This is a genomic window from Jannaschia seohaensis (assembly GCF_900116765.1).
Lineage (GTDB): Bacteria > Pseudomonadota > Alphaproteobacteria > Rhodobacterales > Rhodobacteraceae > Jannaschia > Jannaschia seohaensis.
Map to the genome: position 1 here is coordinate 219,901 of NZ_UETC01000006.1, position 20,271 is coordinate 240,171.

Below are 20,271 nucleotides of genomic sequence, written 5' to 3' on the forward strand. Positions count from 1 at the left end.
GGTCCCGGCGCTCACCACAGTGCCCGGAAGCGCATGGCCTTCCGCCCCCCGGTCTCCTGCTCGACCGTGGCGATGTCGCCGCTCTCGACCAGCGTGAGCAGGATGTCGTCGCGGTCGCGCGCCCGGAGCCATTGCGAGGCGCGTGTCAGCTCGGACTTGGTGACGCCTGCCGACCCGGCCTTGCGGATGATCTCGCGCACCCGCTTCAGATGCGCTTCGGTCTCGGTGTCGGCGACATGGCGCTCGACGGCGTCGATGGTGCGCCGTGCGAAGTGGCGCACGAAGTCGATGGCCCAGACGGCATCCTCGAGCCGGATGACGGGATGGACCGCATCGCGCCCCACGGCGAGGACGAGCGCGACCTTGGCGGCGTTCTCCGCGATCCGGGCGAGGATCGGCGTCTGGAACGTGCCCGCCGCCGCCCTGAGTTCGGCGGTGATCTCCTCGCCGAGCGCGTCGAAGCGCGCCTGCGCGGCGTCGTCCATCGGCACGGTCATGGGATCGACCGCGGTCTCGGGCCCGGAGGTCTTGCCGGCCAGGTTGCCGCTCGCCCGGCCGCCGCCTTCGGCGAGCCGCTGCAGCCCCTCGATCAGCGGTCGCGGCGACGTGCGCAGCCCGGCACGGCGGTTCTCGTCCGGATAGTCCTCCTCGCTCGGCAGGATGATGAACCGGGCGAGCGAGCCGTCCACGACATTGGCGCCCTGCAGCGCCCCCCAGAAATGCAGCGGCGTGGTCGTGCCATAGACGCAGAGGCAGGGCTGGACGATGTCGCGCCGCTCGTTCGAGCCGTCCCGGTTGGCGTATTCCGCGCCCAGGAAGACCCCGCAGGCCGCGGTGTAGAGCTCGGTCATGTTGTCGAGGATCTCGGTGACATGGCGCGGGCTGCGCTTGCGGTCAGCCGCCGCCGAGAGGAACATCCCGAACTCGTCGATCTGGAACAGGATCGCGGGCTGACGGTGGAGCGCGGTCAGGAGCCCCGCACCGGAGGCGATCTTGTTGCCGCCCAGGTGGTGCGCGAGTCCGGCCTCGAAGAACAGCTCGTTGACGACCTCACGGGCGTGGTTCTTGCCCGAGCCACTGTCCGCGATGCCGACGATGTAGAGGTTCGTGCGCAGGTCGGTTGTCGTGCGGTAGCGCCGCCCCATCAGCGCGCCGAGGGCGCAGAGGCTCGCGCCCACCGCGAGAAGCGGCTGCGGCCTTCGCGCCGTGTCGATCATGTAGCGCGCGAGATCGCCGACCAATCCGCCCGGGATCGTCAGCGTGAATGACGGCACAGGCGCGAGGATCGGCATCGGGGCATCGGACTGGGCGAGCCGCGCGAGGAGGCCGGCCGCGGGATGCACGTCGGCCGCGCAAACCTTCTGACTGCCGTCGAGCAGCAGCTCGGGGTCGGGACGCCAGCCCTTCTCCATGGCGAGGTGATAGATCGTGCCCGCGCCGATCCGCGCGGGCTTGAAGCTCGTCCATGCCTTCGCCGTCGCGGCCGGGTCGTTCTTGGCCGCCTGCGCCGACCAGTCGGCGAAGAGCGTCGCGCCCTCCTCGCCCAGCGCGCCCTTCAGCGCCATGCCGATGCGCATCCAGCTGTCGTAGTCGAGCTCGGCGTTCGGCAACCAGGCGAGCGCGCTCCGGATCGCTTCTAGCGTACCGGCCTGCGCATGGCCCGGCAGACACGGATTCCCGGCCCCGTTCGCGCCCTTCGCACCGAGGCTCTTCGGGCGCAGCTCGGGCGGGATCAGCGCCAACGCCTCGTCGAGGAAGGCCGCTGCCTGTTCGGCGTCGATTTCGGGCAGGCTCTCGATGTCGAGATCCGCGAGGCCCTCGTCCGGCCAGGCATAGGGCTGGCCGGTATCGGGATGCTTGGCATAGGCCACGAACTGCTGTCCGAGGCACAGAACCTCGAGCGGCGCGCGCCGGATCCCGGCGAAGGGCTCTCGCGTGCGATAGACCAGCAGCCGCTTCGGTGCCTTGCCGATCCTGAGCGCCGGCGTATCGCCCAGCCGTTCGCGGGCCAAGCGTTCGATGTGCAGCGCCAGCTCACCGTCCTCGGCGATGTCGATGTCGAGTGCTGCGACCGCACCGCTGACGATCCCGACCCCGCAGTCGGGCCAGGTCGACCACGTCGCGACCTCGAACTCGGTCGTGGCGCGGCTCGCATGCCGGTTCCACTGCGGATAGTCATGCCAGGCCGCGCGAGCGAACTGGCCGGGCTTCTTGGTGCCGGGCGCGATCGGCAGGATCGCGTAGCCGTTGGTCACGAGACGCGCGCCGACGCGCGCCATCCACGAGGTGTTCGCCATCAGAAGGGCACCTCCGGGATCATGCCATCGAGCCGCGCGCGGTCCTTCGCCGCGAGGTCGCGCAGATGATCACAGTAGCCGGTGACGATCACCTCGACGAAGGTGTCCCACTCCTCCTCGCTCAGCAGGGCGAGATCGGTCCGGCCGAGGCTGTCTAGATAGGCGCCGCCAGCCTTGCCGCCCTCGACCATGGCCGCCGTCTCATTGGGGGTCGGATCGATCATGCCCGACCTCCGGTGACAGATGTCCTGGCAAGCCCGGCTGCAGAGGTCTCTGCGGCTCGTGTCGCGCCGCGAGTCGGCGACGCGGAAGCGCGCGTCGAACCAGCCCCAGCCGCGGGGTTCTCGATGGCAGACGGCGCAGATCCCGGCACGGAAGTAAGGCATGGGGCGAACCTGTAGGCGGTGATTTCGGTAAAGCGGCCCGCGGGGCGGACGGCAATCTCGGTGGGACGACGCAGCTCGTCCGCCAGGATGAGGGCCTCGTCGACGGACTCGGGCACCTCCAACTCGGGCGCCCGCTCGCGCCACCAGCTCGCGGCCTTCCGGCGCGGATAGCCCTCGTGCTCGAAGCAGACCCATTCCGTGTGGAAGGCCAGACCGCAGCGGTAGGTGACCTTCAGCGAGACCCGCCCGCCGCGCTTCTCGTGGCGGCTGTAGGTGACGTCGGTGACGCCGACCCATTGCGGCTTGCCGGTCGACAGCACCTCCAGCGTCGAGGCGGTCGGCTCGAGCTTCACCTCGCGACCGGGGAACTCGAAGCCGCAGCCGGGACACTCGAGAGCGGCGATGGCCACGATGGTCCCGCATTCGGGGCAGATCTTCGTAGGCGGCGGCCCGTCGCCCGGACCGCCCGGCCGCTTCGGCCGCACCAGATCGATGGGGCCATGCCGGCGGACATTCCCCGCGAAATCGAGGACGAGGCAGTTCTCCTTGCCCTCGGAAAGCCGCGTGCCCCGTCCGGCCATCTGGACATAGAGCCCGGCCGACTTGGTGGGCCGCAGCATCGCGATCAGGTCCACGGCCGGCGCGTTGAAGCCCGTCGTCAGTACGCCCATCGAGGCCAGCGCCCTGATCTCGCCGCGCTTGAAGGCGGCGATGATCGCGTCACGCTTGTCCTTCGGCGTCTTGCCGAAGATCGTCGCGCAGCTGACCCCGCAGCGGCGGAACTCCTCGGCGACATGGGTGGCGTGGCGCACGCCGGAACAGAAGGCGAGCCAGGACCGGCGCGTTTCGCCATGGGCGATCACTTCGGCCACGGCCGCGCGTGTTATGGCGTCCTGGTCGACCGCGTCCTCGAGGTCGCGCGCGATGAACTCGCCACCCCGCGATCCCACGCCCGTCACGTCGAGGCGGGTCTTGGTCTGCTTCGAGATGAGCGGGGAGAGATAGCCCTGATCGATCAGGTCGCGGACCGACACCTCGTAGGCGATGTCGGTGAATAGCGCATTCTCGCCCTCGTGCAGCATGCCGCTGTCGAGCCGGAAGGGCGTCGCCGTCAGCCCGATCACCTTGAGCGCGGGGTTGATCGACTGCAGATCGTTGAGGAAGCGGCGATACATGGTGTTCGACCGGCCGGGGATCAGATGGGCCTCGTCGATCAGCACGAGATCGGCATGGCCGATGCGCGTCGCCTTGTCGTGGATCGACTGGACCCCGGCGAAGAGGATCCGGGCCCGCGCATCGCGACGGCCGAGCCCGGCCGAGTAGATGCCCGCCGGCGCCTCGGGCCAGAGCCCAAGCATCTCGGCATGGTTCTGCGCGATCAGCTCGCGCACATGGGTGACGACGAGCACGCGCTGGTCGGGCCAGGCCTTGAGCACGCCGTCGATGAAGGCCGCCATTACGAGGCTCTTGCCGCCGGCCGTGGGGATCACGACGAGCGGGTTGCCGCTCTCCTTCTCGAAATAGCCGTAGATCGAGGCGATCGCGGCCTGCTGGTAGGGGCGCAGGGTCAGCATGCGGCGGCCTCCTCTTCGCGGGCGTCGTTGGTCCAGGCCGAGCCGTCGCGCATGCGGTAGGAGACGAAGTCCTCGCCTGCGTCGGTCACCTCGCCGGGGACGAGATCGGGGATGAACAGGTGCCGGGGGCAGGCGCGGCGCTGGTCGGAAGGGTCGAGCAGCCGGTCGTGGCGCGCGCACTGCCAACCACCCTCGACAGGCGTGGAATGCAGGCAGGACCGGCAGGTGACGGCCGCGGCCTCCTCTCCGTGGCAGAGCCCGTGGTGGTCGCAGAACCGGCACTCGAACCAGGCGGGGTCCGCGCTGATCCGCTCGGGCGGGTGCTGGGCGAAGATGATCCGTCGCGCCTTTTCCAGCAGGCGCTCACCCATATCGGGGTCGGCCGGGACGCGCTCGATGTGCAGCGCGTCGGTGTCCTTGCAGACCGCGACGTAGAGCGCCCGCGCGATGCCGGTCAGGTGCATGTAGACCTGCATCTGCGCGGCGTGCTGGGGCTTGGCGAGCGCGACACCCTTGGCGATCAGCTCGGCAAAGCTCTTCGCGGAATGCGTCTTGAACTCGACGACGTGCCAGGTCTTCGGCGCTTCGAGCAGGCCGAGTGCAACGGCGTCGAGCGAGCCGCCGAAATGCCCGCCATGGGCCTCGACGCGGAACTGCCGCCCGGTCTCGGGATCGACCTCCAGAACCGTCGCGCCGGTGGCGCGCAGGTCGCGGACGAGCCGGGCCTCCTCCAGCTGCCCGGTCTCGAACAGCCGCAGGATGCGGCCGGTGTGCCGCGCCGGCGTCGCCCAGCGGAAGTCGTACCAGAGCGCACGGGCGCAGGACTTGCCGATCAGCGAGGCGCCGAGGTGTTCGCGGAAGCCGTCGCCCTGCCGGGCCTCGTAGGAGGCGTAGATCGCGGAGAGGGTCGGCGTCGGGGGTTCGGGAAGCTCGGCCATCAGCACGCCTCCTCCCGCTCGAGCCGCGCCCGCGCCTCCGCCAGCACCGCGGTCCAGGCGGCGCTGTCATGGCGCTCGCGCAGGACGGCGATGATCATGTCCTTGAGCCGTTCGCGCCGGCGGCGGCCACCCTGACGGGCGACGATCTCGGCGCGCTCGCGGTTGAGGTGACGCAGCGCCGTGCGCGCGCGGTGAAACCAGTCGGGGTCGATCGGCCTGGCCGTCCGCTGCCGCGTCAGATCGGCGGTCGCGATCTGCGTGCGGATCTTCGCGATGGCGTCCTCGATCTCGATCAGGCGCCGGGTGTCGTCAGGCAAGCCGGGGGCGTTCGCGGCCGCGCAGGCCGCGTCGGTGGTGTTCGTCATGGTCGGTCTCTCGGGTCTGGCGATGTCCGGGCCGCCGTGAGCCAGCTCTCAGCCCGCGGCGGCCGAGGGCGTCAGCTCTTGCGGTTCCAGGGCGCGGTGGCCGGGCGGGCGGTCGGCTGGGCGGGTGCGCTGGCCGGCTGCGTCGCGGCGGGCTTGGGCGGGGTCGCCTGCACCGGGGCCTCCGGCACCATGTAGCGGATCGTGTTGCGCTCGCCGTAGCCGTCCTTCGGGGGCTTCACGCCGACCTGGATCGTCATCGGGATCAGGTGCAGCTCCTCGCTGTCGTTCACCTGCAGCTTGCCCGTGGCGTGGCAGATCGCCGACAGCGTGCGCTGCGCGATCTCCACGGTGGTCGGGTTGGCGTTCACCAGGTTCAGCTGGTCGAAGACCTTACGGCCCTGCTGCGGCCCCTCGAGGATGTCGAGCATCAGCCAGAGATACTTCCCCATCCCGTTCTTCGTGACGCGCATCTCGCTTTCGACGATCTGGGCGCGATACTTGCCCGCGGGCAGGATCTCGTAGGCGGTGGTGGGCTCGATGCCGGCGGCGTCAAAGGCGGTGTCGAAACGTGCCATCGTGCTGTCCTTTCAGTCGTAATCAGGCGGATTGGGGCATGGCGGCCAGGAACTCGGACCACTCGAGCGGGAGGGTTTCCGGCAGGCCGTAGCGGTTCTTGGCGAGGAAGGCGGGGCGCTCCTCGGTGTGCATGACGCGCGCACCGGACCCGAGCGCTCGGGTGACCTTCTTGTTGAAGCCGACGTTGGACTTGCTGACCGAAATCCGGTAGTTGGCGAAGAGCACCACGTCGGAGTGCTCCTGCAGCAGCGCGGAGGCGCGGGCCTGCAGCTTGATCACGTACCGGTCGTAGGGTTCGTGCTCGGGGCTGTCGAAGCGCTTGATGTCGGTGTGGGCGATCTGGATGACCGCCATGCCCTTGCGGTCGCGGAGCGCGTTCAGCCGGTCGATGTACTCGCGCCAGATGGTCAGCGCCTCGGCGTAGCCTTTGCCGAAGCCGGGGCTTTCGATCGACTGCCAGCCGTTGCGCCGGCAGGCCTCGGCCCAGATCAGCGGCTCCAGCCAGTCCACACTGTCGACGACGACCGTGGAATAGGCGTGGTCCTCGTCGAGCAGGGCATCGAGCGCTTCGGCGACCTCGGCATAGCTCGTCGCCAACGGGAAATGCGGCACCTGCAGCTTGCCGAGACCGTCCTCGGTGAGGACGAACACCGGCGCGTCGGCGGACGCGGCGAAGGTGGACTTGCCGATGCCGGCGACGCCGTGGATCAGCACGCGCGGCGGGCGCAGAGCCGTCGAGGTTTGCAGGGATGCGAGCGAGATGGCCATCAGCGCACCTCCTCGCCGAGCAGCAGCCGGAACTTCGGCTTGGCCGTGCGAACCGTGCGCGCGGGCTCGAACTCCTGGCGGATGTCCGTGGGCCAGGCGGTGTACTTGCGCTCGGGGACGCTGAACGCGATGTCGACATACTCGGTGGGATCGGCGCCGTCGGCCCGGATCCGCTCGACCAGACCGGCGAGCATCGCCTGGTCCCAGTCGACCCGCTTGGCGAGCTCCGCGACCACGGTGACCGGGCCGTCCTGCAGCCTGACCGTGCCGGTGTCCTTGCCTTCCGCACGGCGCGCCTCCTGCGCCTGGTCGCCATATTTCAGCGCGATAGCGCCATCGAGCCAGTCGCTGAGGTTCTTGGCAGCGCGCAGCCGCTCGTCGGCGTCCTGCTTCAGGAGCGCCAGCTGGTCGCCCGGCAGAGCGGCGATCTCGCCCACCGGCATGGTGGGAAGGTCGTCGAGGGTGATGCGGTTGGGGATCGTCATGGCCGCCCCCTCACGCCAGCTTCACGGCGGACTTGTCGGCCGTGCTCGAGCAGTGCCGGTTGGCCTCGTAGGCCTCGACATCCTCGAGCCGGTACACGACCCGGCCGCCGATCTTGATGAAGGCGGGGCCCTCACCGGTCCAACGCCAGCGCTCCAAAGTGCGCGGGCTGATCTTCCATCGAGCCGCCAGCTCGACCTGGTTGAGATGCGTGACTGACATCGTCGTCTCCTTCGCGATTGGCCGAATGCCTGCGAATGAGACTGGGGTGTGCGACGGGAGGAGAACGGGAGGGCGGAGGGAGGGGAGACGGGAGGAATGCAGATCGGGGCCCCCGAAAACGAAAAAGGCCGCCCCGAAGGACGGCCTGATCGTCGTGATTCCGTGGCGTCACACCTCTAGCCAGGCGCTGGAGCCGCTCTCCCGGATCACTTCCTGCCACGTTGGGTGGCCGTCGAAGAGGTTCTTCAGTCGCTTCACCGAAGGCCCGCACTCGGCTTCCTCCAAGATGCGCGCGACGGGCAGCACCGGATCCCCGTCAAGCCTGGCCTCGGCGAGCATGGCGACGGCGATCTTCTGCTTGCCGCCCGTAAATTCGTGCCATTTGCCATGCACGATCAGCACGCCGCCGTCGCCGGAAACCCAGACAGGGCCTTTATGCGACGGACCCTTCAGCAGGCGTGCGCTCAAGACTTCAGGGGCGACGGCAAGACCATCTTCATGATCGACCACGTCCGCCAGCGCGACGAACTCGTGGCCCCGGACGAAGCGGAAGCGATTCCGATCCGGAGGGTCGAGAACGAGGACCACCCGAAGCCCATCAGCCGGGCGGCGGTCAACGAGCTGGCGGAACTCCTCGAACACGGCTGGCGTCGTCAGACCGCGAGCGACCCAGATCCCGACACGTGCCCTTCGCTTCGGCAGCCGCGCCGTCCCGAAATCCAGCACCGCGCCGTCGAGGTAAGGCACCGGGTCTTCGCCGAGCGAGCAATCGAGCCGGGCGACCACCCGTCGAGCTGCTGCTGCCATGTCCAGCGCATAGACCCGGCGGCGGGCGCTCGCCTGTTCGTCATGCCAGGCCGCATTGCCGAGATGCCCATGTTGCCCCGTGATCGGGTGGGCGATGACGGACGTCGGGGTGTCGTCCAGATCGTCCTCGGCAACGACAGACATTGCGCTGCCGCGCTGCACGAGCAGTCCGGCACCCATCAGCGTCTTTCCGGCGCCGCGCATGTGCGCCAGCGCCATGGCCGAAACCCGTGCGTCGCGGGTCCCGGCGATGGACGAGAGCAGCCGGCGGGCGGCCTGATCAATCCTCGAAGAGCTGCAGGTCATCGACCAGGACCCCCCAGCGCCGCAGGTACTTCTCGCCGATCATCTGCTCGGTCGCGGTGCGGTCCTTCAGATCGCAGCCATGCGGCCAGGTGATCGTCAGGGTCAGCGTCCGCCGGCGGTCGCCTCCCGGGCGGCGGGCGAGCTTCACGGCGATCTTGGCCCGCGTGACCACATACCCCTCGCTCAGGGGCGTGCGATCCCCGAATCTTTCCTCCGCCTTCGTCCAGATCGTCTCGTCGGCGCGCGCGGGCTTCTCCAGCGTCACCCTGAAATCGCTGTCGTCGATCGGCATCAGGCGCAGCTCGCGCACCTCGACGCCCTCGATCCCGTCCTCCGGGTCGACCGGGAAATCATACGGGTTCAGAAGCACCGAGAGATCATAGCAGCGCAGCGGCAGGCGGTTCTCCTTGAACTCGATGCCGAGGAGGTGCGTGACCGTCGCCTTCACGATCTCGCTCCGCGTCGCCTTGTCGTTGGCGATCACCTCGATGCCGCCGGTCGCGGGCTCATAGGTCACTGCGGCCTCGAACACGGGACGATAGGCCTGCCGGACAAGCGACCCCTTGTCGTCGAAGCGGAGCAGATCGTCGGGCCGTCCCTCGCGGTAGATCGTCACCTGCACCAGGTCGCACTCGTCGCCCTCATGCGTCGTCCTCACCCGGTCGAAGATGTCGACATGGGCATGGGCGGCGCCCGAGAACTCCTTGATCGCGGAGACGAAGGCATGGCGGGCCGACGCGTCGCGCTGCACGACGCATCCGGCGTCGGTCATGTAGCCGGCCCACATCCGACCGCGCCGGCGGTCCTCCGTGAAGCGAACTTCCTCGGCATGACGAAAACGGTCCTGCGCGTTCAGGAACATCCAGAGCGACCGCGCGTGCGGGTTCGCGAGCCCGTCGAGGAGGGCGGGATCCTCGGCCACGCTGTAGATCGCGGCCTGCCCTGGCTCGTCGGACAAGGCATGGACGCGCTCGGCGTCGTTCGAGATCCGGTCGCGCTGGACGCGGGACATCTTCTCGATGGCGCCGAGAAGCGGCCCGGAGAGGTCGGCGTCCGATGCGGGCCAGTCGAACTCGGTGGGCAGGCCGATCTCCGGCCGGTCGAAGTATTCGCGCAGCGCCTCGCCGGGCGTCTTGCGAAGGAAGGCGGACAGTGCAGTCACCGTGATCTCCTTTCTGGCGATTCCATATATCGGCTGATCTGCTAATCAGCGTATATCGCGCCTGAAGGGAGTCAATCGAAAAAATACGCACTTCCGCGGATTCGCGATCAGCGCCCGAAGAGCGAGGGCTGCCCGTGCGTCGATGTGATCAGGTTCAGCTTCAACAGTCTGATGCGGGCGGCCTCTTCGGAAACCGCGAACCGCTCCATGACCATCTGGATCAGCCGCGCGGCATGCTCCGTCGAAACGTGGATATCGCCATGCAGCTCGCGCGGGCCACAGTAGTCGGAAACGAGGCGACGGACTGGCGTGGCCGGCATCAGCAGCGCGCCGCTGATATAGCCGGCCTGCCATTCCATCCAGTCGGACTGCGGGGCGTCCAGGATGTTGTCGCGCTTGGAGATCGCCTTGTTCGCATTCACCCCGCGCTCGAGCAGGTCGCCGTTGGCAAACTTCTGCGCCCAGAGAGGCCCGTGGAACTTCACGTGCCCGAACTCATGGGTGAGCGTGGTGCGGAAGCGATTCTCGCGTCGTTCGTCGGCCGCGATCCGTTCGGAGATGGACACCTTGGGCCCGCGGTCGGGGAAGAACTCGGTGACCCCTTCCACATCGGACCCGTATGCGGACAGGTCGGCGTACGGGTCGAGGTCTGCATCGTGCATCTCGATCAGCACGGTCAGATCCTCGGTCGAGACCGGATACTCGATCTTCTTCTTGCGCTTCAGCAGGAGGTCGCGGATCAGCCGCTCGCATTCATCGTCGAGATCCCGCTCGCGGTAGAAGGGTCGCTCGGCAAAGCGGCCCGTGTTGTCACGGATCATCTTCACCATGCGAACCTCCTTACTCTTTCAACGTCTTCCTGAAATTGGCGAAGGCCTCGACGACCTTGTCCGGGGTTGACGCATCCGGTCGCAGATCATCCGGCAGCCGGCCTGCGAGTGCGTACAAGTAGTCCTCCGGTATGTTCAGGATGCCGGAGAACTGGCGGATCAGGTGCCCCGAGCTGGGGCTGCGTCGGTCGTGCTCGATGTCGTTGAGGTACTGCGGGGATATCGACCCGCTACCCTCTTCCTTCATCACGCGCGCTGCGAGCTCCTTCTGGCTGAGACCGAGTGCCTTGCGGGCCTTCGAAATCGCCTGGCCGAAGGTCACACCGTCGGCGGACATGGCCGGTTCATCGCTTCTTCTCCCTGTCAATCCGCTTGTTCGCGGATATGCGAACTGTTACGCCTTATCCCCAAGAGTATCAACAGCGAAGCGGGATGTGACGTTCGGAGCCGGGAGCAACTAAATGATCAGGATCCTTCACACGGCCGACGTTCACCTCGACTCCCCGTTGAGGTCCCTAGCGCTGCGCGACCCCGAGCTGAGGGATCGGGTCCGGACATCGAGCCGTACCGCGCTAACCAGGATCGTCGACACCGCGCTTGCCGAGGAAGTTGCCGCCCTGCTTATTGCAGGCGATCTGTTCGACGGGGCAGAGCGTAGCGCGCGGACTGCCGCCTTCCTGACGCTCCAACTGGAGCGCCTGCGTGAACGCGGGATCCGCGTGTTTTATATCAAGGGCAACCACGACGCTGAGAACCCTCTAACCGGCGAGTTGAGCTTCCCTGACAACGTGCATGTCTTTGACGGCCGTGGCGGCAAGGTGCAGCTTGCAGAAGGCGTCTGGATCCACGGCGTCAGCTTCTCCAATCGTCATGCCCCGGAAAGCCTGCTGCCAAGGTTCCCTGCACCAGTCGAAGGCGCGGTCAACATCGCATTGTTGCATACCTCCCTCACCGGTGCAGAGGGCCACGATCCCTACGCACCATGTACGGTTGGCGACCTGACGGCTGCCGGCTTCGACTACTGGGCGCTGGGGCATGTTCACCGCCGGCAAGTCCACTCCAAGGCGCCATGGATCGTTATGCCCGGAACGCCCCAGGGACGCGATATCGGCGAGCCCGGTCCGAAATCCGCCACGCTGTTGACCATCGACAAGGCAATCGAGATCGAAGAAGTGCCGACCTCGGCCGTCGAGTTCCTGCACCTCCAGATGGACGCCACGGATACCGACAACGACGACGCCCTGCGCGATATGCTTAGACGGACCCTGCGAGACACGGCGCGAAACCTGGTTTCGGAAAGCGCCGTGATCCGTCTGCAACTGACCGGTCGCACGCGGCGGCGTTGGCAGGTTCTGCGCGATCAGGACGTCTGGAAAGAGGCCGCGGCGCAATATGCTCGGGAGACGGGCACGCTTTGGCTGGAGAAGGTCGTGTTCGACCTGTCCGACACCGCAGAGCCCGGGCACAGCGCCACGGACGAGTTGGCTGGGATCATGAAGACCATCCGCGAGGAACCCGGGTTTTCCGAGACCTGCCGTGCTGAGATTGAAGGCATTCTGCAGGAGTTGGCGCCGCAACGACGTGCCGAGCTGTTGCCTGACGAAGCGGCAATGGACCAGCTTGCGCGGCGTCTCGCAGAAGCCGGCGCAGATCGGATCCTTGCGCGAATGAAGGGAGCCACGCCCTGATGCGGATCGAACGGCTCTCTCTCGACTTTTTTGGTCACTTCACGGGCAAGGTCCTCGATTTTGGGAAAGCCGGTCAGGCTTCGGATTTCCATGTGATCTACGGCTCGAACGAAGCCGGAAAAACCACAGTAATGGAAGCCTATCTGCGTCTTCTCTATGGCTTCCCCCATAGGGAGCCCTATGGGTTTCAGCACCAGCGACAGAATCTTCGGATTTCCGGTCTGCTCGACATCGGAGGCGAAACCCGCCTGTTTACGCGACTGCCGTCCCGCAGTGGCAATCTCAGGGGAGAGGCCGACGCGGCCATACCCGAGACCGCGATCGCCTCTCACCTCGGCGGGTTGTCGCTCGACGACTACCGCAGCCTGCTTTGTCTCGACGACGATACCATCGAGAAGGGTGGCGAAGACATCGCCAGCGCGCGAGGCGATATCGGCCGTTTGCTGTTTTCCGCGGCAGCCGGTGTCGCGGACCTCAATGCAGTTCTGGAACAGGCGCGGGCCGAGGCAAACGGCCTTTACAAGAAGCGCGCCAGCACCACGCGCGTCGCGGAACTGAAGCGCGAGTTGAGTGAGGTCGAGACCAACATTCGCACCCTCGATGTCAGCGCCAACGCATGGCGAAAGCTGAAGGAAGCGCTTCAGGCCGCCAGGGATGAAGAGGTGCAATCTCGGCAGGCACGGGACGAGCTTCGCGCCGAACAGGCGCAGATTGCCGCGCTGCGCCGGGCCCTGCCCGAATTGGGTGAGATGGACCGCCTCGCGGACGAGATCGCCGACTGCGCCGACTATCCCGAGCGGATCGACATCAATCCCGAAGATCTGGTCACGATGAGGACCGACCGGGGACAGGCGGATGCCGACTTACGGAGGCTGCTGGACGAACTTGACGGGGCTGAAAAGGCGCGCGCGGCGCTGGTGATCGACGCAGACCGCCTCGCCCTAGCCGAGCGGCTGGACGATCTCGACGAACTGCGCAGCCGGATGCAAACGGCGGTCTTGGACCTTCCCAGACGCGAACGGGCCCATGAGGAGGCTCTTTCGGACATGGCACGCATCGCCCGGGATCTGGGGGCACCTGAAGATTGCGATGTCACCGCACTTGTCGCGTCTCCGGGAGAAATTGCCATCCTTGAAGACCTGCGTGACAAGATGCGAGACGCCGCCGCGGCTTGGGAGACCGAGCAACGCGAGATCGCGGGCTTGCAGACCCGAATCGAGCAGGCCCGGAAGGCACATCAATCATTGCAGGAAGCTCCGCCGCAGATGGGTTTGGTGGATCTGCTCAAGCGGTTCGACGCCGATGCCCTGGCACCAGCAGTCGCCACGGCGAAACAAGCCATCGCGTCCGCCGACACGGCGCTGGAGCAGGCGCTCGACTCGCTTTCCATCGGTGCATGCACCTTCAGCGCCCTCCCGGTCTGCCCGGTCGATCCATCGACAGCAGCAGACACTGCCCAACGCCACGCCGATCTGGCGGAGAAGCTCGGACGCCTTGACGACAGGTTGGAGCGTCTGGACGAGGACATCGCCGCCGTGAAGGCGAAAACCACCCGGCTCTCGGAAGACGCCAGGATTGCGAGCGACGAAGAGGAACAGGCGGCGCGGACCCGACGTGACGCCCTTTGGCAAGCACATCGTGAAACCCTGACATCAGAGAGCGCGGACAGCTTTGCACCGTCGATGAAAACGGTGGACGACATCAACGCCGCGCGTCTCGCCCACGCGAGCGAGCTCGGCGAACTGCGAAAGCTCCTGCAGGATCTGGCGGACGCGGAAGCACGCGCGACGACGACCCGGGAACAGCGCGATGGGCTCGCCGAGCAGGCACGAGAGCTCGAGAGCCAAGTCCACGGTCTATGTTCGCAGATCGGACTTCCGGCGCTTTCCCCTTCGGCTTTTTCGGACTGGGTTGCGCTACACAGCAAAGCCATAACCGCTGAGCGGCAACACAACAGGCTTGTCGAACACCACCGGGAGACGCTGGATCGGGCAGAGCAGCTTCGTCAGGCGCTCACGCCCCTCGTCGCTTTGGAGACCCCGACATTTGATGCCGCGTTGCTCGCCGCGCGGCGTCTTGCCGAAAACGAACGGCGCCACCAGGAAGAGGTGCGGGCGGCCTCAGACAAGACCACCGCCCTCGAGGAGGATCTCGAACGCCGGCAAGGCGATCAGGGTGTCCTTGAGGACACCGCCGAGAGGACTGCTGCGGCCTGGAGCGCAAAGGTAAATGAACTTTTCGGCGAGATGCTCTCACCCGGCCAACTTGCCGCCGGTCTCGGGCAGCTGCGCGAACTACGCGAACACAACGAGAAGCGGCGACAAGCCGAACGTCAGGTTAACACGATGAAGGACGATCAACGCCGGTTCACGGAAGCCTCTGGCGCCCTTGGTGCACGTTTCGGCATCGGGGAGAGCGACCCTCTCGACACATTCCGGCGCCTGCGGGAGCTCGCAGAGCAAGCGCAGGCTGACAAGTCACAGCACGAGAAGCTCGGCACTAAGCTTGAAGACGGTGAAAAACGGCGAACTGAACTCGAGGCGAAGCTCGAAGACATCGACAGGAAAGTGGCGGAACTTGGTGCGGTGTTCCCGGAGACGGTGGACACCAGCACAATCGACGCCCTTCGGGTCGCTGTGGGCAAGGGCCTTGACGTCATCGCAAAAAGAGAACGGGTCGCCGAGCTCGAACGGCAGATCCTCGACGACCTCTCGCTGAGGAAAGTGGAGGAAGCCCGCCAGCTACTTGCCGATGAAACCGCTGCAACGCTCAAGGCGAAAGCGAAGTCCCTAGATACCGATCTCAACCTCGCGGAAGAGCGGATGTCCACCGCCACCGTGGACCGAGCCAATGCCGAGCGGGACCTCGGCAGTGTTACCGGCGGCGCAGAGATCGCTGACCTGGTCGAGCGGCGCGCCACATTGCAGATTCAGATCGAAGAGGCGGTTCTTGACTATCTGGAGTTGGACTTCGGTCTACGCCTCGCCGAAGATGCCATCCGCCGCTATCGCGACAGGCACCGGAGCGACATGATGGCATCCACAGAGCGCGCCTTTGCGGAACTCACGAACGGCGCCTATCAGAAGCTGCTGACGCAACCGGACGGTGGGGCTGAAATCTTGTTGGCGGTCGATGCGAGCGGCACCGCCAAGCAGATCGGCGACTTGTCGAAGGGAACGCGGTTCCAACTCTATCTGGCGCTGCGCGCGGCGGCCTACGAACAAATGGTAGCACAGGGCGTTCAGCTACCCTTCTTCTGTGACGACGTTTTCGAGACCTTTGATGAGGATCGGACGCGCGCAGCGTGCCGCTTGATGGAACGGATCGGTAGAAGTGGCCAAGCAATCTACCTGACGCATCACCGTCACGTCGTCGAAATCGCGAAGGAGGTGTGTGATGCACAGCCGGTCATTCATGAGATCTAAGGTGATAGTGAATTCTCACGACCCCAAAAGTTATCCACTGAGCGATATTGTGCGGCGACTGAGCCAGTCAATCTCCTCAAGGCCGACGCCAACTGTCGAATCGAAGCCATCGACGGGTAAAGGGGACGCTCGCCATGGCCTAAAACAAAGCTCAAGATGGTCAAGCTGCAGACTATCTGAGCGCAACGCAGGACGCTGCCGCTGCAAGCCTTTCTCGACCAATGCTGCGGCTCAGATCAACGATAGCTTGGGTGATACGCACCTTGTCCAGACGTCGGTTTCTTCGAGAAGGAACGGTCTTGGCTTAAATGAAGTCACGGAGATTGCATCTTGCGCGATTTCCGATTTCCTTGTCGAAAGCCCCGCGGCACAATCGACGATTTGAACGGATGAACGAATAATGAGCGAGATTGTTAACGGGCTGCAAATTCTGGCTCCTGACGCTCTTCCGATTCTCGCGGAACTTGATTCCCGCGATGCCAGCCTTTGGCTGATGCCGTCGTTTGCAGAGGCGGCAGGCCCAGAAGCGACCGCGAAGGTGTTGGGCTTGCCCTGGGAATTCGTCCTGAGCGAGACCGCGTCGGAGGGCCTGCTCAAGTCTATTGATGCTTTGGACAGCGCAATCGAGTCACCGCTCGTTCGCCGGCGGGGACTGGTGCACGTCATCGATGTCCCACCCTCAAACACCGTGCTGCCGCCCCGGAGCCTTCCAGTCTTTCTGCTCAACGGCCGCACCGAGGGCGACAAGGCAGGGTTTGCCGCTCGTGCACGCCGCATGGAAATGATCATGGAGTTGCAGCAGCGCGGGGTCCGGAATCTCGTGGTGCTCGGCGGACCCGATCTGACGCTGCCCGTTGAATTGGGACAACTCTGGCAGGACGGATTCCAGTGCGGCCTGACAATCGTCAGCGATGATCCCGAGGCTCGAAAGAAGATCACCGAATGGCAGGCCGACGCGGGGGCGTGGCGCGTTACGCTGCTGCCAGCCCCCGCGGCGCTGCTGTCGGATGCCCTGCACAGGCGCTACACGGAGCGCGCCGACGACCGGCTCATCATCCGCGTCCGGGATGCCCAAGGGGCCCGACACCGCGTCGACCTGTCGGGACGCGATGATCCCGAGCATCCGCTACTGGGCAATTACGAACTGCTCTCCGAGGCTCATCTGGAATACGTGACGCCAGAGGGGCTGACTTCGGAGGAAATCAACGGGTTCTTCCAGGATCCGTCGGCCTCGTGGCGACCCTATGCTGCGCAAATGCCGTGGTCTCGGGACGATGGCGCCAGGAACACCGTAACAAAGGCGCTGCGGCAACTCGACCGTAACGGACCGGAGGCCAGTCGGATGTTCTACATCCGGGCGGAGTCCGGAGCAGGGGCGACCACGTTCATCCGTGACCTTGCCTTCGGTGCGGCCATGGACGGTTATCCGACGCTGATAGCTACTCAAGCCCCCTTTGCGCCCAGCGGACGCGCCGTCGCGAATTTCATTACCTCCTGCTTGAACAGTATCGCTTCGGCTGAAATCGGAAAGGGCCTGCGCCAGTACGAGGCACCTTGGCTGATCGTGTTTGATCGGTCGCAGTGGGAGGGACGCGAAGGGGATATCGCGACATTTGCCAGGCAGATCACGGAGGCTGGGCGCCGGATCTGCATCGTCTTCGTCACCGATGCACTGCTACCAGTCGCCATCTATTCCGAGAAGCGTCTGGAACATCTTTGCGATCTGTCCCACGAGATCTCGCAGGAAGCGGCGATGGACTTGGGCGGACACCTGAACCGGTTTCTTAAACCACTTGGCACAGCGCGCGATGCTCACGAATGGCAGGCGTTCGTCAACCACTCACTCGTCGGACCCGCGGCGGGCCATTCCGTATTCTGGATCGCGCTGGCATTCTGGCTGCAACGACAAATCGACCTTACCGAAACCGTACAAGGTTGGCTTTATGAACAGTTTCGGCAGAAGGTGGCTGATCCGGTTGTGCGGCGCGCGATAATCGACATCGCCGCCATGAGCACGGTGCGCCAGCTTCTGCCTGAAATACTGCTGCCACGGTCCGAAGACTTTCCGACCCGTGACAAACTCTCTGATCTGCAATCGACCGTCGGAGCCTTGGGCGTGGTGCGCCAGCGCTTCGACACGGTAAGCCACTGGGCGATGATCCACGATCAACTGGGACGGTTCCTTTTGACCGGCCTGTTTTACGATGCCCCCGCCCGCGCTTCGGCCGGGCTGACTGAGGCGCAGAATCCCGAGCACCTGCGGCTGATGGTTTTAGCGCAGATCGCCTCCAACCCGATGCTTGCGCACCCGGACCTAGTGGAACTGGCCGAAACCTTCGCCACTAGCATCTTCAAGATCGACCCCGGACAAGGCCGCAGCGAGTTCGCCCTCTATTGGCGCGAAGCGCTGGAGGCTCTGGACACTATGCCGAAAGCATTTCGGATGACCAGCCGGACGTTTCTTCACCATGGCTCGATATCGCGGCGGCGCATCGCAAAGGACGACGTCATGTTCCCGATCACCGATGACGAGCGCGCCGATTTGCTACTGCGCACCACTGGGGATATCGAAGCCGCGCTGGCTCTTGAGTACGACCCAGGCGGCGAGCCTGACCTGAACCTCTACAATTCGCTCGCTCATGCATATCACGACCTCGCCGAGGTGGAGGCACGTCGCGGAATGCCGGCCGAACAGGTGGCGGCCCTGCGCGCCAAGGCAAACAGGGCGACCCGTAATGCCTACAGGCTGAACCCTGACAATTCCTACGTTCTGGAAGTCTATGCGCGCGACCGGCTCATAGGGGCTGATGAGGATCCGGACGGCGCGGCAAGTGTCGCGCTAGAAGTTCTGGGTATCGTCTACGGGGCCATGCAGCGAGAGACCGCAGAGTTGCGGCGAAACGCACTGTCGCGCCTCGCCGACAAGGCTTTCGAACTGCTGCTTCGTTCAGCCGGGGCGGTGCGTGACACCGAGCCCTCATCTGAAGGCGAGGCAATCCAGCAAGCACTGTCTGCCTTGGGCGAAGGGATAACCAGGCGTGAGGACATGTCGCTGGATGACTTCCCCCGCGCGAACCGGATCGACGCGGCTGCCCGGCTAGGGCATCCACTGTTGCGGTCCAACGCACAGGCGGTCCGACTGCGCTACATCTTGGCCTGTATGGATCACCCGAAGGACTTCGCCCTGCAACTGGAGTTGCTCGAAACCCTCGATGGCAACCGGGCGATCCTTTCGCCGCAGCTAGAGCTGGAATTGGCGCTTCTCATGCATCAGAGAAGCCGCCACCACGAGGCATCGCGGCGGTTCCAGAAATTGCGCCAGCTCTGGGCGCGAGGGGAACACTACGTAGAAGTTCCGGACCGTCTCCGCTGGTTGATCGACGAGAGCACGGGGAATAGGCGGCAGGTCCGCGCCCGCATCGCCTCGGGCGGAGACGGAGCACGACTTCATGCCAGGGTCCAAGAACTCCAGAACGAACGGGTCCCGTTTCGTATAGCCGAGTTCGATGGCACCCAACTGCGGCCTGGCATAAATATCAGCGGCCTCATCTCCTTCGGCCATAACGGTCCGCTACTGCGGCCGCTGACGGCAGGTTGAGCGTTGATCGGACTTGTAGAGAGATACGCCAGTGGAAAAGGCTGGAACGTCGGCACGGCTAATGTCCTTGTCGAAGGGACGAGCGATGTCCGCTACCTGCGCCTCGCCAGAGATCTTTGGCAACGCGAGAGCAATCATGACCTCTTCGAATCTGGATTTGCGATATTCGAAGCGGGGCTGAAGGATGACGGCGGCGTTCAAGGGGTAGTGCGAGAGTTGCAGACGCTGCGGCAGATGGCTTCCCAAGACGCAGCAAGTCTAATGACCGAACGAAAATTCGTGGGGTTGTTTGACAACGACCACGCGGGCCGTAAGCACGCCCGAATGCTCTGCGAGATGGATTTCCGGGTTAAGCACTACCGGGACGTGTTTCTGCTGCATCCGGTCATGCCGGCGTCGAACGGCGTCCTGGGTCCTGAACTGCAGCGCCGGGCTGAGGCGCAGAACGGCAGTTGCGCAGGGCTGGATTGGGAGATTGAGGATTTCCTGCCAGAAGATCTGGTCCGGGGGTTCTGCGATGCAAATCCCGGCGCGCTCATCCGCGAGCAGAAGATGGCGGGACGCGTGCATCGCGAATTCACCAAAGCAGGTAAGGGACGATTGCAGAGGTATGTCGCAGAGGAGGCACTCGTTGAGGACATGATCGACCTCATACGTTTGATCTGCGCACTGCGCGACTACCTAGGACTCGAGCACGAATCCATGCGACCTTAGAGTTTCGAAGCGATATGAGGGACTTCGGCCCCTCTTGCTTCCACAGTGCTTCCACGGGTGTTGGAAACGCAAACGCCGCCCCGGAGGGCGGCGCTTAAGCGTTTGATTACGCGAAGGATTTTGGTTGCGGGG

Annotated in this window: 17 protein-coding genes; 4 read left to right on the top strand and 13 right to left on the bottom strand. The window is 65.2% G+C overall.

Annotation, left to right across the window (positions count from 1 at the left end; genetic code table 11):
* Positions 1-11: 11 nt before the first annotated feature.
* The 13 genes from DTQ71_RS14535 to DTQ71_RS14595 form a co-directional block, all read right to left on the bottom strand.
* A complete protein-coding gene (locus tag DTQ71_RS14535) occupies positions 12-2,297 on the bottom strand; it encodes a PriCT-2 domain-containing protein (RefSeq protein WP_109565020.1) in 2,286 nt (761 codons plus the stop codon).
* Positions 2,297-2,521, bottom strand: a complete 225-nt coding sequence (locus DTQ71_RS14540; RefSeq protein ID WP_021096367.1) for a DUF6511 domain-containing protein — start codon at positions 2,519-2,521, stop codon at positions 2,297-2,299. Before DTQ71_RS14540 ends, DTQ71_RS14535 begins: the two co-directional genes overlap by 1 nt.
* Positions 2,518-4,257, bottom strand: coding sequence for a DEAD/DEAH box helicase (locus tag DTQ71_RS14545; RefSeq protein WP_109565021.1), 1,740 nt, complete (start codon positions 4,255-4,257; stop codon positions 2,518-2,520). Before DTQ71_RS14545 ends, DTQ71_RS14540 begins: the two co-directional genes overlap by 4 nt.
* Complete coding sequence (locus DTQ71_RS14550; protein ID WP_109565022.1) at positions 4,251-5,195, bottom strand: PDDEXK family nuclease; 945 nt, start codon at positions 5,193-5,195, stop codon at positions 4,251-4,253. The genes DTQ71_RS14545 and DTQ71_RS14550 overlap by 7 nt, the downstream gene beginning before the upstream one ends.
* Positions 5,195-5,560 carry a hypothetical protein gene (locus DTQ71_RS14555; protein WP_109565023.1) on the bottom strand — a complete coding sequence of 122 codons (366 nt, stop codon included), beginning with the start codon at positions 5,558-5,560 and terminating at the stop codon, positions 5,195-5,197. Before DTQ71_RS14555 ends, DTQ71_RS14550 begins: the two co-directional genes overlap by 1 nt.
* Positions 5,561-5,631: 71 nt before the next feature.
* Positions 5,632-6,135, bottom strand: coding sequence for a DUF669 domain-containing protein (locus DTQ71_RS14560; protein ID WP_109565024.1), 504 nt, complete (start codon positions 6,133-6,135; stop codon positions 5,632-5,634).
* A 22-nt stretch (positions 6,136-6,157) separates the two neighbouring features.
* Positions 6,158-6,904: an ATP-binding protein gene (locus DTQ71_RS14565; RefSeq protein WP_109565025.1), complete on the bottom strand. Its 747-nt coding sequence runs from the start codon at positions 6,902-6,904 to the stop codon at positions 6,158-6,160.
* Positions 6,904-7,389: a hypothetical protein gene (locus tag DTQ71_RS14570; RefSeq protein ID WP_109565026.1), complete on the bottom strand. Its 486-nt coding sequence runs from the start codon at positions 7,387-7,389 to the stop codon at positions 6,904-6,906. Before DTQ71_RS14570 ends, DTQ71_RS14565 begins: the two co-directional genes overlap by 1 nt.
* 10 nt (positions 7,390-7,399) lie before the next feature.
* Entirely contained in the window at positions 7,400-7,609 is a 210-nt protein-coding gene (locus DTQ71_RS14575; protein ID WP_109565027.1) for a helix-turn-helix transcriptional regulator, read from the bottom strand.
* Positions 7,610-7,777: 168 nt separating this feature from the next.
* Positions 7,778-8,635, bottom strand: a complete 858-nt coding sequence (locus tag DTQ71_RS14580; RefSeq protein WP_170125439.1) for a hypothetical protein — start codon at positions 8,633-8,635, stop codon at positions 7,778-7,780.
* Positions 8,636-8,696: 61 nt separating this feature from the next.
* Positions 8,697-9,884 (bottom strand): hypothetical protein, encoded by a 1,188-nt coding sequence (locus tag DTQ71_RS14585; RefSeq protein WP_109565029.1) that lies wholly within the window; start codon positions 9,882-9,884, stop codon positions 8,697-8,699.
* 107 nt (positions 9,885-9,991) lie between these two features.
* Positions 9,992-10,714: an ImmA/IrrE family metallo-endopeptidase gene (locus tag DTQ71_RS14590; RefSeq protein ID WP_109565030.1), complete on the bottom strand. Its 723-nt coding sequence runs from the start codon at positions 10,712-10,714 to the stop codon at positions 9,992-9,994.
* Positions 10,715-10,724: 10 nt separating this feature from the next.
* Entirely contained in the window at positions 10,725-11,051 is a 327-nt protein-coding gene (locus tag DTQ71_RS14595) for a helix-turn-helix domain-containing protein (protein WP_109565031.1), read from the bottom strand.
* Between the two features lie 124 nt (positions 11,052-11,175).
* Between DTQ71_RS14595 and DTQ71_RS14600 the strand changes: the two genes are divergently transcribed.
* The 4 genes from DTQ71_RS14600 (at position 11,176) to DTQ71_RS14615 (ending at position 20,139) form a co-directional block, all read left to right on the top strand.
* Positions 11,176-12,402, top strand: a complete 1,227-nt coding sequence (locus DTQ71_RS14600) for a metallophosphoesterase family protein (protein WP_109565032.1) — start codon at positions 11,176-11,178, stop codon at positions 12,400-12,402.
* On the top strand, positions 12,402-15,827 hold the full coding sequence (locus DTQ71_RS14605) for an ATP-binding protein (protein ID WP_109565033.1): 3,426 nt from the start codon (positions 12,402-12,404) through the stop codon (positions 15,825-15,827). The genes DTQ71_RS14600 and DTQ71_RS14605 overlap by 1 nt, the downstream gene beginning before the upstream one ends.
* 400 nt (positions 15,828-16,227) lie before the next feature.
* A complete protein-coding gene (locus tag DTQ71_RS14610; RefSeq protein ID WP_109565034.1) occupies positions 16,228-19,425 on the top strand; it encodes a hypothetical protein in 3,198 nt (1,065 codons plus the stop codon).
* 3 nt (positions 19,426-19,428) lie between these two features.
* A complete protein-coding gene (locus tag DTQ71_RS14615; RefSeq protein ID WP_146204870.1) occupies positions 19,429-20,139 on the top strand; it encodes a hypothetical protein in 711 nt (236 codons plus the stop codon).
* The last annotated feature ends 132 nt before the right edge of the window (positions 20,140-20,271 follow it).

Bases quoted from the DNA above. Each gene is read 5' to 3' on its own strand.
- DTQ71_RS14560 (WP_109565024.1), bottom strand. From the start codon at position 6,135: ATGGCACGTTTCGACACCGCCTTTGACGCCGCCGGCATCGAGCCCACC.
- DTQ71_RS14590 (WP_109565030.1), bottom strand. From the start codon at position 10,714: ATGGTGAAGATGATCCGTGACAACACGGGCCGCTTTGCCGAGCGACCC.
- DTQ71_RS14610 (WP_109565034.1), top strand. From the start codon at position 16,228: ATGAGCGAGATTGTTAACGGGCTGCAAATTCTGGCTCCTGACGCTCTT.
- DTQ71_RS14545 (WP_109565021.1), bottom strand. From the start codon at position 4,257: ATGCTGACCCTGCGCCCCTACCAGCAGGCCGCGATCGCCTCGATCTAC.
- DTQ71_RS14550 (WP_109565022.1), bottom strand. From the start codon at position 5,195: ATGGCCGAGCTTCCCGAACCCCCGACGCCGACCCTCTCCGCGATCTAC.
- DTQ71_RS14570 (WP_109565026.1), bottom strand. From the start codon at position 7,389: ATGACGATCCCCAACCGCATCACCCTCGACGACCTTCCCACCATGCCG.
- DTQ71_RS14565 (WP_109565025.1), bottom strand. From the start codon at position 6,904: ATGGCCATCTCGCTCGCATCCCTGCAAACCTCGACGGCTCTGCGCCCG.
- DTQ71_RS14575 (WP_109565027.1), bottom strand. From the start codon at position 7,609: ATGTCAGTCACGCATCTCAACCAGGTCGAGCTGGCGGCTCGATGGAAG.
- DTQ71_RS14540 (WP_021096367.1), bottom strand. From the start codon at position 2,521: ATGATCGATCCGACCCCCAATGAGACGGCGGCCATGGTCGAGGGCGGC.
- DTQ71_RS14595 (WP_109565031.1), bottom strand. From the start codon at position 11,051: ATGTCCGCCGACGGTGTGACCTTCGGCCAGGCGATTTCGAAGGCCCGC.
- DTQ71_RS14605 (WP_109565033.1), top strand. From the start codon at position 12,402: ATGCGGATCGAACGGCTCTCTCTCGACTTTTTTGGTCACTTCACGGGC.
- DTQ71_RS14600 (WP_109565032.1), top strand. From the start codon at position 11,176: ATGATCAGGATCCTTCACACGGCCGACGTTCACCTCGACTCCCCGTTG.
- DTQ71_RS14535 (WP_109565020.1), bottom strand. From the start codon at position 2,297: ATGGCGAACACCTCGTGGATGGCGCGCGTCGGCGCGCGTCTCGTGACC.
- DTQ71_RS14555 (WP_109565023.1), bottom strand. From the start codon at position 5,560: ATGACGAACACCACCGACGCGGCCTGCGCGGCCGCGAACGCCCCCGGC.
- DTQ71_RS14580 (WP_170125439.1), bottom strand. From the start codon at position 8,635: ATGGCGCTGGCGCACATGCGCGGCGCCGGAAAGACGCTGATGGGTGCC.